Below are 14,796 nucleotides of genomic sequence, written 5' to 3'. Positions count from 1 at the left end.
CGCACTCGACCGCTGCGCTAGGCTCGCTCGCAGTGACACGGGGTGCCGCCCCGCCCGCGCCGAGGCGCGAGCACGAGCGGCTGAGATCACACCCGTCGAACCTGATCTAGTTCGGACTAGCGAAGGGATGTCGCCGATGAGCGCACGCCTGAACGACCCTGCCCAGCACGACGCGGATGCCTCGGAGGAGGTGGCGCTCGCCGCGGCGGCGCTGCTCGACCGGCTCCGCGAGACCGCCCCGCTCACGCACTGCATCACGAACAGCGTCGTGACGAACTTCACCGCCAACGCGCTGCTCGCGCTCGGCGCCGCCCCCGCGATGGTCGACATCACGGGCGAGGCCGGCATGTTCGCGAGCATCGCAGGCGGCCTGCTCGTGAACCTCGGCACTCCGACGCCCGAGCAGCGCGATGCCGCCCGCGAGGCCGTCGCCGCCGCCCGCGACGCGGGCACGCCGTGGGTGCTCGACCCGGTCGCGATCGGCGCCCTGCCCGTGCGCACGGCGCTCGCGCACGAGCTCACGGAGTTCCGGCCGACGGCGATCCGCGGCAACGCGAGCGAGATCCTCGCCCTTGCGGGTGACGGCGCGGGCGGGCGCGGCGTCGACGCCGCCGATACGACGGATGCCGCGGCCGACGCCGCCGCGCGACTCGCAGGCCGGTTCGGCTCGGTCGTCGCGGTGTCGGGCCCGGTCGACCTGATCACCGACGACCGGCGCACCGTGCGACTCGCGAACGGCGACGCCCTGCTCACGCGCATCACGGGCGGCGGCTGCGCCCTCGGCGCGGTGACCGCCGCCTTCCTCGCCGTCGGCGACGACGCCTTCGAGGCCACCGTCGCAGCGAACCTCGTCTACACGGTGGCGGCCGAGCTCGCCGCTGACGGCGCCGCCGGGCCGGGGTCGTTCGGACCCCGCTTCCTCGACGCGCTCGCGGCGGTCGATGCGGCCGAGCTGGGGGCGCGGGCGCGGGTCGTTCTCGATGCGGGGCGGGGCGCCGGCCTCGACGTCGACGTCGACGTCGACGAATCGCTCGCCGAGATCGCCGAGGTCGGGGCGTGAGCGCCCGCACGGCACTCGACCTCTCGCTCTACCTCGTCACCGATCCGGCGCTCTGCGGCGCGCGCGGCATCGTCGAGGTGGTCTCCGAGGCCGTGGCCGGCGGCGTGCGGGTCGTGCAACTGCGAGACAAGGGCGCCGAGGCGTCCTCGCTGCTCGCCCAGCTCGAGGCGCTCGCCGCCGCGATCGACGGGCGCGCCGCCCTGCTCGTCAACGACCGGCTCGACGTCGCACTGGCCGCACGCGCGAGCGGCCTGCCGGTCGACGGCGTGCATCTCGGGCAGGGCGACGCGACGGTCGTGGTCGCCCGCGAACGGCTCGGCGCCGAGGCGATCGTGGGGCTCACCGCGAACGGCGCCGCCCACCTCGACGCGGTCGACCGGCTGCCGCGCGGCACCGTCGACTACCTCGGGGTCGGGGTGATCCGGCCGACGTCGACGAAGCCCGACCATCCGCCGGCGCTCGGCGTCGACGGCTTCGCCCGGGTCGCCGCGGCGACCGAACTGCCGTGCGTGGCGATCGGCGGCGTCGGCCTCGCCGACGTCGTGCCGCTTCGCGAGGCGGGCGCGGCCGGTGTCGCCGTCGTCTCGGCGCTGTGCGCGGCCGACGACCCGCGGGCCGCGGCGCGCGAATTCGTGCTCGGATGGGCGTCGGCGCGATGACCGCACGCGTGCTCAGCATCGCCGGAAGCGACCCCTCGGGCGGTGCGGGCATCCAGGCCGATCTCAAGTCGATCGCCGCCGTCGGCGGCTACGGCATGGCCGCGATCACCGCCCTCACCGCGCAGAACACGCGCGGCGTCCGCGGGGTGCACGTGCCGCCCGCGAGCTTCCTCGCCGCGCAGCTCGACGCGATCGCCGACGACATCGTCATCGACGCGGTGAAGCTCGGCATGCTCGCGAACGCCGAGGTCATCCGCACGGTCGTCGCCTGGCTCGGGCGCACCCGCCCGCCGGTCGTCGTGCTCGACCCGGTGATGGTCGCGACGAGCGGCGACCGGCTGCTCGACGCCGACGCCGAGGCCGCGATGCGCGAGCTGCTGCCCCTCGCCGACCTCGTCACCCCGAACCTCGACGAGCTCGCCGTGCTCGCCCGGCGCGAAGTCGCGACGACCTGGGCCGCGGCGATCGCCCAGGCAGAGGGCGTCTCGGCCGAGTACGGGATCCGCGTGCTCGCGAAGGGCGGACACCTCGCGGGCGACCTCGCCCCCGACGCGCTCGTCGACGCCGCCTCCGCGACGATCGTCGAGTTCGGCGGCGAGCGCATCGCCACGAGTTCGACGCACGGCACCGGATGCTCGCTCTCGTCGGCGATCGCCGCACTCGCCGCCGAGCTCGGCGATTGGCCCTCCGCGATCGCCGAGGCCCGGCGCTGGCTGCGCGAGTCGCTGCGGCACGGCGACGCACTCGAGGTCGGCGACGGCCACGGGCCGATCAGCCACTTCGCGGGGCTCTGGTCGCGCGGCGGCACGCGCACCGCACCGACGCCGACCGAGGTCGAGGCCGAATGGTGGGAGGGCATCTCCGACGTGCGTCGTGCGATCGACGAGCTGCCGTTCATCCGCGGGCTCGCCGACGGCACGCTGCCGGTCGAGCCGTTCCGCGAGTACCTCGCGCAGGACGCGCTCTACCTGCGCGACTACGCACGCGCACTCGCGACGGCGGCGGCCCTCGCCCCGGATGCCGCTGCGCAAGCCTTCTGGGCGACGTCGTCGCACGGCTCGATCGTCGGGGAGCTCGAACTGCACGAGCGCTGGCTGGGCACCGGCGCCGCGACCGACGCGACCCGCCCCGGGCCCGCCACGACCGCGTACCTCGACCACCTGCTCGCGACGGCGGCGCGCGGCGACTACGCCGTGCTCGTCGCGGCCCTGCTTCCCTGCTTCTGGCTCTACACCGACCTCGGCGCCCGGCTCGCGGCCGGCGAGTTCGGGGAGCAGGCGCTCGCCCCGGAGCATCCGTATGCCTCATGGCTCGCGACGTACGGCGACCCCGCGTTCGCCGAGGCGACCCGCGAGGCGGTCGCGATCGTGACCGCCTCGGCGTCGCGCGAGACACCCGGGGTGCGCGAGCGCATGCTGCGGGCGTTCCGGGCTTCGGCCGTGCACGAGCTCGCGTTCTTCGCGGCGCCGCTCGGGGCGGAGGTCGCTCCGCTGGCGGGCTGAGGCGCGGCGGGCGCAGCTCGGGTCCTCGGCCGTCCGGGGTTCGAGGCGGGTCCTCTTCGTCGGCGCTCCTCGACCGACTCAGGCCGTTCGACCCACGATGCCGTCGGCCTCGCGAGCGACCCACCCCACGAGGGGCAGCATGTGCTCCATGAGGTCGTCGCCGAGCGGCGTCAGCGAGTACTCGACGCGAGGCGGCACCTCGGGATACGAGGTGCGGGCGACGAGCCCGTCGGCCTCGAGGGTGCGCAGCGTCGAGGCGAGCATCTTCTCGCTGATGCCTTCGACCTCGCGACGCAGCTCGCCCCAGCGATGCGTGCCGTCGGTCAGCGCGAGCAGCACGAGCACTCCCCACTTGCTCATGATGTGGTCGAGCACGACCCGTGTCGGGCAGCCGTCGGTGAAGACTTCGCCGGACTGCTCCCGGATCTCCGCAAGACTTACCGTCATGTGGGTACCTTACTTCAAAGTGGGTACAGATTCGGGGGAAGGTTCAGCCGAGGCATCCGGTTGCAGCCGGTGACGCTTCTCGAAAGGAACCGACCCTCATGACCATCCTCGTCACCGCCGCCTCGGGCCAGCTCGGCCGCCTCGTCGTCGACGCGCTGCTCGACCGCGGCGTCGCCCCCGCCGACATCGTCGCGACCGCCCGCGACACGGCGAAGCTCGCCGACCTCGCCGAGCGCGGCGTGCACACCGCTCGCCTCGACTACTCGGAGCCCGCCTCGATCGCGGCGGCGCTCGACGGCGTCGACCGGGTGCTGCTCGTCTCCGGTTCGGAGTTCGGCGAGCGCGCCGCCCAGCACCAGAACGTGATCGACGCGGCCAAGGCCGCGGGCGTCGCGAAGCTCGTCTACACGAGCGCACCGCAGGCCGCGACCGCCGACTTCGTCCTCGCGCCCGAGCACCGCGCCACCGAGGAGGCGATCGCCGCCTCGGGCATCCCCGCGGTCATCGCCCGCGACAACTGGTACACCGAGAACTACGCGGCGGATGTCTCGCGCGCGGCCGACACGGGCGTCATCGCCGCTTCCGTGGCCGACGGGAAGGTCGCGAGCGCGACCCGCGCCGACCTCGCCGAGGGCCTCGCCGTGCTGCTGACGAGCGACGACCACGTCGGCCAGGTGCTCGAGCTCGCCGGCGAGACGGCGTGGAGCTACGACGAGCTCGCCGCCGCGGCGTCCGAGGTGCTCGGTCGCGAGGTGCGGTACCAGCAGCTCACGACCGAGGAGCACGTGGCCGCGCTCGAGTCGGCCGGACTCGACGCGGGCACCGCGGGGTTCGTCGCGGGCATCGACGACGGAATCCGCCGCGGCGTGCTCGACGTGCCGAACGACGCGCTCGCCCGCCTCATCGGCCGGCCGACGACCTCGCTCGTCGACGGGCTGCGCGCGGCGCTTGCCGCGTAGCGATCAGCGCACGACGTCGTAGACGGCCTTGACGATGCCGTTCGAGTAGGCCGCATGCTCGGTGAGCTCGAGCTTCGTCGTGAGGCCCGGGTCGTCGCCGAACAGGCGCTTGCCGCTGCCGAGCAGCACCGGGAACACCAGCAGGTGGTACCGGTCGACCAGCCCGGCGGCGGCGAGCCCCTGCGCGAGGGTCGCCGAGCCGTGCACGATGATCGGCGCGCCCTCGCCCTCCTTCAGGCGGGCGACGTCGTCGAGCGAGCGCAGCAGGTTCGTCTCGTGCCACTCGGGTACGAGGTCGGCCTCGTCGAGCGTCGTCGACACGACGTACTTCGGCATCGCGTTGTACTCGGCGAAGTCGTCCTCCATCGAGGGCCACACGGGCGCGAACTCCTGGTAGCTCACCCGGCCGAGCAGCAGGGCTCCGGCTTCGAGTTGCTCGGTGCCCTTGAGCTCGTACGCCTCCTCGACGAACGGCACCTCCTTGAAGGTCCAGCCGGCGCGAGGGTGGTCGCCGCCGCCGGGCGAGTCGACGACGCCGTCGAGGCTGATGAACTCGGTCACGATGATGGGGCGCATTGGCCTGTCCTTCCGATTCAGGTGGCGGCGAAGCATCCGCCTTCATTCTGGACGTCGAACGGGCCGCGCCGATATCGACAGATCACGGAAGAAGCCCACCGCAGGTCACGCGGCGTCACAGCACGACTGCGCCGAATACGCTCGAAGGATGACTCGACTTCGGCCCGTGCTCGCGGCCCTGCCCCTGCTCGTGCTCGCCCTGGCCGCCTGTTCCTCGCCGTCCGGCTCGACCGGCGAGGGCGCCGAGCCCACCGCTGCCGCCACGGCGGAAGCCACCGCCGACGCCGCGACCGTGCTCGAGGAGTGCACGGGCGTCGCCGTCATCGTCGACTCGGCCGACCTCGAGCTGAGCGAACCGATCGACGTCGCCGCGTGCGTCGACACCGACGAGCCGATTCTCGCCGCCGACGCGCTCGACGAGGCCGGCGTCGCGACCGAGGGCACCGTCGAATGGGGCGACCAGGTCGTCTGCCGCGTGAACGGCGAGCCCGCGGAGGACACGCTCATCACGGCCGCCGACGGCACCGAGTATCACGAGACCTGCGCCTCGATGCCCGCGGCGTTCGCGTACTGGTCGCTCTGGCAGCGCAGTAGCGGCGGCGAATGGGGTTACGCGCAGGAGGGCCTGCCGACGCTCGAGCTGGCGCCGGGCGACGCGGTCGAGCTGCTCTTCACCCTCAACGACCAGCCGGCCTCGCCCGCCGAGTAGGCGGCCCGTGCCTCCGCTGGCCGGGCGGCGCCGACGCGTATCGAGACCACGATGCCAGCCAGCCCTTGACCGCGCACCAGCGACCTGATGCACTGACCCCGATGTTCCGGTTCCGACCAGCTCCGCTCCGCCTTGCGCTCGTGCTCGCGGCGGTGTTCGTCGCGACCCGGGTCGTGTACCGCGTGCTGTTCGCGGGCGCCGGCGGGCCCGGCGTCGTGCTGGCCGACCTGCCGGTCGTGCGGCTCGCTCCCCCGTTCGAGCATGTCGCGATGTTCGGACCGATCACGACGGGCGGGCTGTGGGCCGCGGTCGTGAGCGCCCTGCCGATCGCGCTCGTGATTCTCGCGTTCGGCGTCGTCAACGCGTGCGTCGACGTCTCGCGGGTATTCGCGCGGGCAGCTCGCGGAGGTCCCCTCGCCGGATCGGCTCGCGCGCTCGTCATCGCGTGGTCGACGTTCCCCGCGCTCGCCGACGCCGTGCGCCGGGTTCGGCTCGCCCGACGGCTCCGCGGCGAACGCGGCGCCGGCGCGCTCATCGTGCCCATTCTCGAGCACACGATCGAACGCTCGATCGCGATCGCCGCCGCGATGGAGGTGCGCGGCTTCGCCGCGACCCATCGCGGCGAGGGCGACTGCGCCCGCCCCGTCGAGGTGACCGGCGCCGTGCTCGGCCACGGCGAGGGCGACGACCGCGAGCGTGCGGACCGCTGGTCGATCGCCGTGCCCGAACTGCGGCTCGAGCCCGGCACCCTCGCCGTGCTCGCCGGCCCGACCGGTTCGGGCAAGTCGACCCTGCTCGACACCCTGGGCGGCGTGCACACGCACGTCGACGGCGGTCGGGCGTCGGGCGTGCTCCGCGTCGGCGGCGTCGACCGCCTCGCCGTGCCGGCCCGCGACACGGCCGGGTTCGTCGGGGTGGTCGCACAGGACCCGCGGCTCGGATTCACGAGCGAGACCGTCGACGACGAGGTCGGCTTCGCGCTGACCGTGCGCGGCGTCGCACCCGTCATCGTCGCGGCCCGCGTCGCCGAGGTGCTGACGCGCATCGGCGCCGAGCATCTCGCGGGACGCGAGCTGCGCAGCCTCTCGGCGGGCGAGGCGACGCTCGTCGCGATCGGCGCCGCGATCGTCGAGCAACCCCTGCTGCTGCTCGTCGACGAACCGCTCGCCGACCTCGACCCCGAGGCCCGCGCCCGCATCACCGGACTGCTCGGACGCATCGCGCACGAGGCGGGCGTCTGCGTGCTCGTCGCCGAGCATCGGGCGGCCGAGTTCGCGGCGGTCGCCGATCGGTGGTTCGAGATCTCGGAGGGCGCGGTCGTCGAGGCATCGAGCGCTCCCGACTCGACCGAGGGCCAGCGGGCCGCCTCGTCTGGAGACGCCCGTGCGTCGCTTCCCGGCCGACGGGCCGGCGTTGGACTGCGCGTCGCCGGCATCACCGTGCGACACGGCGATCAGGTCGCGGTCGACGACGTCTCATTCGACGCGGCGCCCGGCGAGATCGTGGCGCTCGGCGGACCGAACGGGGCCGGCAAGTCGAGCCTCTTCACCGCGATCGCGCTCGGCACCGAACCGGGCACGGTGCGCACGGGTGACGGGGATGCCTCGGGCCAGGATGCCGCGGGCCACCGCCCCTCCCGGTCGTCACGGCGTCGCATCGCCCTCGTGCCCGACCGCTCCGACGACCTGCTCTTCACCGACACCGTCGAGGCCGAGTGCCGCCGCGCCGACCGCACCGGACGCCGACCGCGCGGCACGACGTGGGCACTGTTCACCGAGCTGCTCGGGCACCCGACCCATCGGGATGAGCTCGCTGCGCGGCATCCGCGCGACCTCTCGGCCGGCCAACGGCGGCTGCTCGTGATCGCCGTGCAGGCGGCGGGCGAGGCATCCGCGCTGCTCGTCGACGAGCCGACCCGCGGACTCGACCCGTCGGCGCAGACCGCGCTCGCGCGGGCCCTTCGGCTCGTCGCCGATCGGGGGCGAACCGTCGTCATCGCGACCCATGACCGCGGCTTCGCCGCGTGCGTCGCCGACCGCGCGCTCACGATGCGCGAGGGGCGCCTCGAGGAGCGGCGAACTCCTGCCGCGCCCGCACCCGCGGGAGGTGCGGCATGAGTACGCTCGCCGCTCCCCCGGCGCCGGTCGTCGCACGGCGGCGACGGCTTCCGTCGTGGTCGTCGATGCTCCTCGTCGGCGGCAGCGTCGTCGCAGCGGCCGCGTTCGCCTGGCCCCTCATCGCCCCCGCGCTGCCGACCGACGCCCAGTCGGCGGCGCCCTGGGCGGCGCTCGCACTCGCGCCACTCGTCGCGATCGTCGCGGTGCTCGCGATCGACGGCGGATTCCGCTCGGCGAAGACGCTCGCGCTGCTCGGCACGCTCACCGCGGTCGCCGCCGCCGTGCGCGTCGCCGGCACGGGGGTCGGCGGAGTCGAGGCGGTGTTCGTGCTGCTGATCCTCGCCGGGCGGGTGTTCGGGGCGCGGTTCGGGTTCCTCCTCGGGGTGCTCGCGATCGCCCTGTCGTCGACGATGACGGGCGGATTCGGGCCGTGGACCCCCTTCCAGATGTTCGCGTGCGCGTGGGTCGGGGCGGGAGCAGGGCTGCTGCCGCGGGCGCGCGGGCGGCTCGGCGAGATCGTGCTGCTGTCGGTGTACGGGGTGCTCGCCTCGTACGCGTTCGGGCTCGTCATGAACCTGTGGTTCTGGCCGTTCGCGATCGGCGGCGGCACCGGCATCTCGTACGAATCGGGCGCCCCGCTCGCACAGAACCTCGCGTCGTTCTGGCTGTACTCGCTGACGACCTCGACGCTCACGTGGGACACGCTGCGCGCCGTCACGACCGTCGTCGGGCTCGCCGTGTTCGGCCCGGCCGCGCTCGCGGCGCTGCGTCGGGTGCGGCTGTCGCGCTGAGCGGAGTGATCGGTCGCCTCCGGGGCGCGCGGCCTGCAGCGCAGGGAGCGAGCATCACCGGAGGGGATGGTGTGGATTTGTGGACTTGTCGACAACCCACATGTGGATCTGTGGACTTGTCGACACCCCACGTGTGGAATTGTGGACTTGTCGACAACCCCGCCGGAAGGACCCACTCCCCGAGGTATCCGCCACCCCGAGCCGGCGCACCACACCCCCGACGGGTGGCCGGAATTCGAGACGGTCGCTGCGCCTCCTCCTCGACCCGCTCGACGCGTCAGACGGAGAAGTACTTCGCCTCGGGGTGGTGGAACACGAAGGCGTCGGTCGACTGCTCGGGGTGCAGCTGCAGCTCCTCGCTGAGCTCCACGCCCATCCGCTCGGGGCGCAGCAGCTCGACGAGCTTGCGGCGGTCCTCCATGTCGGGGCAGGCGGGGTAGCCGAGCGAGAACCGCGCGCCGCGGTACTCGAGCTTGAAGAGCCCGGCCGTGTCGGTCGGGTCCTCACCCGCGAAGCCGAGCTCCGACCTGATTCGCGCGTGCCAGAACTCGGCGAGCGCCTCGGTGAGCTGCATGACGAGGCCGTTCACCTCGTAGTAGTCGCGGTACTTGTTCTCGGCGAACAGCTTCGCGGTGAACTCGTCGATCTTCGCGCCCGCGGTCACGAGCTGCACGGGCAGCACGTCCACCTGCCCCGACTCGCGCGAGCGCACGAAGTCGGCGAGGCACAGGTGCCGGTCGCGACGCTGCCGCGGGAAGTGGAAACGGAGGCGGTCGGTGCCGAGCGCCTCATCTGAACCGCCGTCGGGGGCGAGCAGCCCGGGCACGCCGAGCACGCCCGTGGGGTCGTCGGCGTGGTGCAGCACGACGACGTCGTCGCCCTCCGACACCACCGGGAAGAAGCCGTACGCCACCGAGGCATCCAGGAGCCCCTCGGAGAGGATGCGGTCGAGCCAGTACCGCAGGCGCGGCCGGCCCTCGCGCTCGACGAGTTCCTCGTAGGACGCGCCGTCGGCACCCCGACCCGGCTTCAGCCCCCACTGGCCCATGAACGTCGCCCGCTCGTCGAGGAACGCCGCGTAGTCGGCGAGCGCGATGCCGCGCACGATGCGGGTTCCCCAGAACGGCGGGGCCGGAACGGGGTTGTCGGTCGCGACATCCGACCGCGCCGGCATCTCGTCGGGTTCGGTGAGCGTCAGGCGAGACCCCGACGCGTGGATGCGCTTCTTGAGGGGCGGCAGGCCCACCTCGTCGGGCGAGGCCCCGCGGGCGATCCTCACGAGCGGCTCCATGAGCGCGAGCCCCTCGAACGCGTCGCGCGCGTAGCGCACCTGCCCGTCGAAGATCCCGGCGAGGTCGTCCTCGACGTAGGTGCGCGTGAGCGCGGCGCCGCCGAGGATGACGGGCCAGCGCTTCGCGAGGCCGCGGTGGTTCAGCTCCTCGAGGTTCTCCTTCATGACGACCGTCGACTTCACGAGCAGGCCCGACATGCCGATGACGTCGGCGTCGTGCTCTTCTGCGGCCCTGATGATGTCGGCGATCGGCTGCTTGATGCCGAGGTTGATCACGTCGTAGCCGTTGTTCGTCAGGATGATGTCGACGAGGTTCTTGCCGATGTCGTGCACGTCGCCGCGCACCGTCGCGAGCACGATGCGGCCCTTGCCGGAGGCATCCGACTTCTCCATGTGCGGTTCGAGCAGGGCGACCGCGTTCTTCATGACCTCGGCCGACTGCAGCACGAACGGCAGCTGCATCTCGCCCGCACCGAACCGCTCGCCGACGATCTTCATGCCCTCGAGCAGGTGGTCGTTGATGATGCCGAGCGCGGTCATGCCCGAGTCGAGCGCGAGCGACAGGTCGGCGTCGAGTCCCTTGCCCTCGCCGTCGATGATGCGCCGCTCGAGGCGCTCGCCGACGGGCAGCGCCGCGAGCTCGGCGGCGCGCTGGTCGCGCAGCGCCGCGGTGTCGACCCCGGCGAACAGGTCGAGCATACGGGCGAGCGGGTCGTAGGTGGCGTTGCCGTCGGCGTCGAACTCCCGGCGGTCCCAGACGAGGTCGAGGGCGACCTCGCGCTGCTCGTCGGAGAGCGATGCGAGCGGCACGATCTTGGCCGCGTCGATGATGCCCGAGCTGAGCCCCGCCTCGACGGCCTCGTGCAGGAACACCGAGTTGAGCACGCTGCGTGCCGCCGGGTTGAGCCCGAACGACACGTTCGAGACGCCGAGCGTCGTGTTGATGCCGGGGTACTTCGCGTTGATGCGACGGATCGCCTCGATCGTCTCGATCGCGTCGCGCCGGGTCTCCTCCTGGCCGGTCGCGATCGGGAACGTGAGCGCGTCGACGATGATGTCCTCGACGCGCATGCCCCACGTGCCGGTGAGCTCGTCGACGAGGCGCGAGGCGATCGCGACCTTGCCGTCGGCGGTGCGGGCCTGGCCCTCCTCGTCGATCGTGAGCGCGACGACCGCCGTGCCGTGCTCCTTCACGAGCGGCATGATGCGGCCGAAGCGACTCGTCGCGGCATCCCCGTCTTCGTAGTTGACCGAGTTGACGACGGGGCGCCCGCCGATGAGCTCGAGACCGGCGCGGATCACCTCGGGCTCGGTCGAGTCGACGACGAGCGGCAGCGTCGACGCGCTCGCGAAGCGCGAGACCACCTCGCGGATGTCGGCGACGCCGTCGCGCCCCACGTAGTCGACGCACACGTCGAGCAGGTGGGCGCCGACGCGGGTCTGCGACTTGGCGATCTCGACGCAGTCGTCCCAGCGACCCTCGAGCATCGCCTCGCGGAACGCCTTCGACCCGTTCGCGTTCGTGCGCTCGCCGATCGCGAGGTACGACGCGTCCTGCTGGAACGGCACGTGCTGGTAGAGGGAGGCCACGCCGGGCTCCGCCTGGACGGCCGGTCGAGTGGCGCCCGATGCTGGAGCACGCGTATCGAGACCCGACGCCGCCCCGACGGGCCGCAGCCGCTCGACGACCGCCGCGAGGTGGTCGGGCGTCGTGCCGCAGCAGCCGCCGACGAGGGCGAGCCCGAACTCCTCGACGAACTGCGCGTGCGCGGTCGCGAGCTCGGCGGGCGTGAGCGGATAGTGCGCGCCGTTCGCGCCGAGCACGGGCAGGCCCGCGTTCGGCATGCACGCGACCGGCACCCGCGAGTGCTTCGACAGGTGCCGCAGGTGCTCGCTCATCTCGTCGGGTCCGGTGGCGCAGTTGAGGCCGATCGCGTCGACGCCGAGCGGCTCGAGCGCCGTGAGGGCGGCGCCGATCTCGGAGCCCATGAGCATGGTCCCCGTGGTCTCGACGGTCACCTCGACGAAGATCGGCAACCGGATGCCGCGGCGGACGATCGCCAGCTTGCAGGCGTTGACCGCGGCCTTCGTCTGCAGCAGGTCCTGGCTCGTCTCGATGAGGAACGCGTCGGCCCCGCCCGCGATGAGCCCCTCGGCCTGCAGCGCGAACGTCTGCTTGAGGTGGTCGTAGGTCGTGTGGCCGAGGCTCGGCAGCTTCGTGCCGGGCCCCATTGAGCCCAGCACCCAGCGCATGCGGCCGTCGTCTGCCTCGGACGCCTCGACCCGCGCCCGCGCGATGCGGGCACCGGCCTCGGCGAGCTCGAAGATGCGCTCGTCGATGCCGTAGTCCGAGAGGTTCGACCAGTTCGCCCCGAAGGTGTTCGTCTCGACCGCGTCGATGCCGACCGCGAGGTACGCGTCGTGGATGCCGCCGATCACGTCGGGGCGGGTGACGTTGAGCACCTCGTTGCAGCCCTCGTGCCCCTCGAAGTCGACCTCGATCGACAGGTCGTGCTGCTGCAGCATCGTGCCCATCGCGCCGTCGGCGATGACGACGCGGGTCGCGAGCGCCTCGAGCAGGGCCTCGGCGCGGGCGGTCCTCGGCACCGGGTCGATGTCGAGGTCGAATCTGGGCGCGCCGGAGGTGCTGGGGGTCACATCGCGAGTGTAGTCACGCGGGTCCCGTGCCGCCCGGCCCGTTACGCGGGAGGACGCGCGGAGCTGCCCGCGCCCGTCGGCGCCGGGCGGCGCGGCGGGGCGGGGCGGCGCGGGGTGGCGCGGCGGGGCGGGGTGGCGCGGCGGGGCGCGGTGGCGCGCGGCTCGGCTGGAGCCGCCGAGCGTTCCCGTTCGCGCCGGGCGTTCCCGTCCGAACGGCAACGATCGACGGGAACGGCAACGCTCGTCGCACCGACGACAGCGGGTGCGGGTCCCGAGGGACCCGCGCCCGCCGTGCGTGGGCGACCGCGTCAGCGCGAGAGCGTCAGCTCGACCGTCGCGCCCGGCTTCGCCGTGATGCGCAGGGTCTGCTTCTTGCGGTCGTAGTGCGCCGTGCCGCCGCTGATCTCGACGTCGGGACGCTGCGCGTATGCGGCGCTCGGCACCCACACCTCGCTCGGACCGGCGCCCGCCGTGTAGCTCAGCGAGTAGTCGCCGGTCGCGGCGTCGAAGTGCTCGGCGCCGGGAACGCCGGCGATCGCCCGGGCGTACGGTCCGAACGCGGGCTCGTTGCCGGGCGCGGCCCCGCCCGCGGCATCCATCGCGCAGTACCCGCCGTGGTCGCTCCGGCAGAAGTACCACATCGACCATCCGGTCGCGAACCGTTCCATCGACGCCACCTGCGCGGCCACGAGGGCGGCGTTGCCGGGCGTGCGCGAGTTCGGCACGCCCCACTCGCCCACGATCAGCGGCATGCCGTTGGCGGCCGGGTAGGCCGAGATCGCCGCCTCGTAGTTCACCACGAAGTCGTCGCCGACCCAGTCGCCGCCCTCTTCGACCCCGGTGTTGTAGAAGTGCGGGGCGTAGCCGATGCGCGGGGCACCGTCGCGCGGGTCGTCGAACGAGCGCAGCTGGGTGGGCACGCCGTAACCGACCAGCACGGTCGGCTCGACGAAGATCCACGAGTCGTCGTCGACACTGCGGATCGCGGGGATCAGCCGGTCGTACATGTCGCTGATCTTCGTCGACTCGATGCGGGCCGATGCGGTGACCCAGTCTTCGTCTTCGTAGAACTCGCCGAACGGCTCGTTGAAGAGGTCGTATCCGAGCAGGCTCTCGTGGTCGCCGAAACGGCCGGCCACCTCGACCCACAACTGCTGCTGAGCCGCTCGCAGATCGGCGTCGTCGTAGAGATGCGTGAAGGCGCGCATGACCGCGGGCTGGAAGTAGTTGTTGAACCAGTTGTCGGGGTCGTCCACGAACGGCAGCCCGTCGGTGCGGGTCGTCCACTCGGGAGCACCCGAGGCCCCGAACCTGGGCCCGTAGACGTCCTGGTGCATGTCGATCATGACGTGCACGCCCTCGCGGTCGGCCGCGTCGAGCACCGCGTCGACGTAGTCGAAGTACGAGTCGTCGTACTGGCCCTGTTCGGGTTCGAAGTACTGCCACTGCACGACGAGCCGCAGGAAGTCGAAGCCCTGGTCGGCCATCGCGGCGACATCCTCGGCAGTCACGCGGTCGCTCGGGTACTTTCCGGCGTTGAAGCCGCGCAGCTGCAGGGCTCGGCCCTGCTCGTCGGCGATGAACGTACGGCCGTCGGGGGTCGTGATCGTGCCGCGATCACGGTCGGCGGTCGCGGCGACCGCGAGGGCGGATCGCGAGGTCGCGCTCATCGGCCGGGCGTTCGCCGATTCGGATGTCGCGGCCGAGGCGGCCGTCGGAACGGCGAGGCTCGCGGTGAGCGCCAGCGCGAGTGCGGCGCCGGCTCGATGCAGGGTCGAAGACACTTCGGGGGTACTCCTTGCGCGTCGTTGCGGGTCGGGATGCGAGGAGCCTACGGCGAAGTGGGTCAATTGTCCAAGTACTGCGGTCCCGAGCGTGCCGGACGGGCCCTGCGAACCGGATCGCGGGGTACGTCGAGCAGGACGTTCGGCGTCATCGGGGGACACCGTCGGCACCGGGCGGTAACAACATCGAAACGACCGTTCCACCCGTCCGGAGTGCGTGTTAGCGTGCTCGCACCGTGCCCG

11 protein-coding genes and 1 riboswitch are annotated in these 14,796 nt (G+C 72.8%); of the genes, 7 read left to right on the top strand and 4 right to left on the bottom strand.

What is annotated here, in order from left to right; translation table 11 throughout:
* Positions 1-28: 28 nt before the first annotated feature.
* A riboswitch (TPP riboswitch) is annotated at positions 29-145 on the top strand.
* From thiM to PX701_RS01830, 3 genes are all read left to right on the top strand, one after another.
* Positions 137-1,060, top strand: coding sequence for a hydroxyethylthiazole kinase (gene thiM / locus PX701_RS01835; protein WP_275505304.1), 924 nt, complete (start codon positions 137-139; stop codon positions 1,058-1,060). Its footprint overlaps the riboswitch before it by 9 nt.
* Entirely contained in the window at positions 1,057-1,719 is a 663-nt protein-coding gene (gene thiE, locus PX701_RS18530; RefSeq protein ID WP_308191617.1) for a thiamine phosphate synthase, read from the top strand. The genes thiM and thiE overlap by 4 nt, the downstream gene beginning before the upstream one ends.
* Entirely contained in the window at positions 1,716-3,221 is a 1,506-nt protein-coding gene (locus tag PX701_RS01830) for a bifunctional hydroxymethylpyrimidine kinase/phosphomethylpyrimidine kinase (protein ID WP_308191616.1), read from the top strand. Before thiE ends, PX701_RS01830 begins: the two co-directional genes overlap by 4 nt.
* Positions 3,222-3,299: 78 nt before the next feature.
* Here the strand turns inward: PX701_RS01830 and PX701_RS01825 are convergent, their stop codons facing one another.
* Complete coding sequence (locus tag PX701_RS01825) at positions 3,300-3,668, bottom strand: winged helix-turn-helix transcriptional regulator (RefSeq protein WP_231429855.1); 369 nt, start codon at positions 3,666-3,668, stop codon at positions 3,300-3,302.
* 98 nt (positions 3,669-3,766) lie between these two features.
* Between PX701_RS01825 and PX701_RS01820 the strand changes: the two genes are divergently transcribed.
* A complete protein-coding gene (locus PX701_RS01820; protein WP_275505303.1) occupies positions 3,767-4,627 on the top strand; it encodes an SDR family oxidoreductase in 861 nt (286 codons plus the stop codon).
* A gap of 3 nt (positions 4,628-4,630) precedes the next feature.
* Here the strand turns inward: PX701_RS01820 and PX701_RS01815 are convergent, their stop codons facing one another.
* The gene (locus PX701_RS01815) at positions 4,631-5,203 is read right to left on the bottom strand and encodes a dihydrofolate reductase family protein (protein WP_275505302.1); all 573 of its coding nucleotides are present in this window, start codon (positions 5,201-5,203) and stop codon (positions 4,631-4,633) included.
* A 148-nt stretch (positions 5,204-5,351) separates the two neighbouring features.
* On the opposite strand from PX701_RS01815, the gene PX701_RS01810 reads away from it, so the two are divergent.
* The 3 genes from PX701_RS01810 to PX701_RS01800 all read left to right on the top strand — a co-directional run bounded on the left by PX701_RS01810 (position 5,352) and on the right by PX701_RS01800 (position 8,820).
* Positions 5,352-5,912, top strand: coding sequence for a hypothetical protein (locus tag PX701_RS01810; RefSeq protein ID WP_275505301.1), 561 nt, complete (start codon positions 5,352-5,354; stop codon positions 5,910-5,912).
* 101 nt (positions 5,913-6,013) lie between these two features.
* Complete coding sequence (locus PX701_RS01805) at positions 6,014-8,029, top strand: ATP-binding cassette domain-containing protein (protein WP_275505300.1); 2,016 nt, start codon at positions 6,014-6,016, stop codon at positions 8,027-8,029.
* Positions 8,026-8,820 (top strand): ECF transporter S component, encoded by a 795-nt coding sequence (locus PX701_RS01800; protein WP_231429850.1) that lies wholly within the window; start codon positions 8,026-8,028, stop codon positions 8,818-8,820. The genes PX701_RS01805 and PX701_RS01800 overlap by 4 nt, the downstream gene beginning before the upstream one ends.
* 277 nt (positions 8,821-9,097) lie before the next feature.
* On the opposite strand, the gene metH is transcribed toward PX701_RS01800, so the two are convergent.
* Positions 9,098-12,769: a methionine synthase gene (gene metH / locus PX701_RS01795; RefSeq protein WP_275505299.1), complete on the bottom strand. Its 3,672-nt coding sequence runs from the start codon at positions 12,767-12,769 to the stop codon at positions 9,098-9,100.
* 308 nt (positions 12,770-13,077) lie between these two features.
* The gene (locus tag PX701_RS01790) at positions 13,078-14,553 is read right to left on the bottom strand and encodes a cellulase family glycosylhydrolase (protein ID WP_275505298.1); all 1,476 of its coding nucleotides are present in this window, start codon (positions 14,551-14,553) and stop codon (positions 13,078-13,080) included.
* Positions 14,554-14,796: the final 243 nt, after the last annotated feature.

This window comes from Agromyces chromiiresistens (assembly GCF_029167465.1).
Classification (GTDB): domain Bacteria; phylum Actinomycetota; class Actinomycetes; order Actinomycetales; family Microbacteriaceae; genus Agromyces; species Agromyces chromiiresistens.
Note: the sequence above shows the minus strand (reverse complement) of the source record. Positions and strands in the feature narration are given on the sequence as shown.

Excerpts from the sequence above, each read along its gene's own strand:
- PX701_RS01805 (WP_275505300.1), top strand. The coding sequence starts at position 6,014 with ATGTTCCGGTTCCGACCAGCTCCGCTCCGCCTTGCGCTCGTGCTCGCG.
- thiM (WP_275505304.1), top strand. The coding sequence starts at position 137 with ATGAGCGCACGCCTGAACGACCCTGCCCAGCACGACGCGGATGCCTCG.
- PX701_RS01815 (WP_275505302.1), bottom strand. The coding sequence starts at position 5,203 with ATGCGCCCCATCATCGTGACCGAGTTCATCAGCCTCGACGGCGTCGTC.
- PX701_RS01810 (WP_275505301.1), top strand. The coding sequence starts at position 5,352 with ATGACTCGACTTCGGCCCGTGCTCGCGGCCCTGCCCCTGCTCGTGCTC.
- PX701_RS01800 (WP_231429850.1), top strand. The coding sequence starts at position 8,026 with ATGAGTACGCTCGCCGCTCCCCCGGCGCCGGTCGTCGCACGGCGGCGA.
- PX701_RS01820 (WP_275505303.1), top strand. The coding sequence starts at position 3,767 with ATGACCATCCTCGTCACCGCCGCCTCGGGCCAGCTCGGCCGCCTCGTC.
- PX701_RS01825 (WP_231429855.1), bottom strand. The coding sequence starts at position 3,668 with ATGACGGTAAGTCTTGCGGAGATCCGGGAGCAGTCCGGCGAAGTCTTC.
- PX701_RS01830 (WP_308191616.1), top strand. The coding sequence starts at position 1,716 with ATGACCGCACGCGTGCTCAGCATCGCCGGAAGCGACCCCTCGGGCGGT.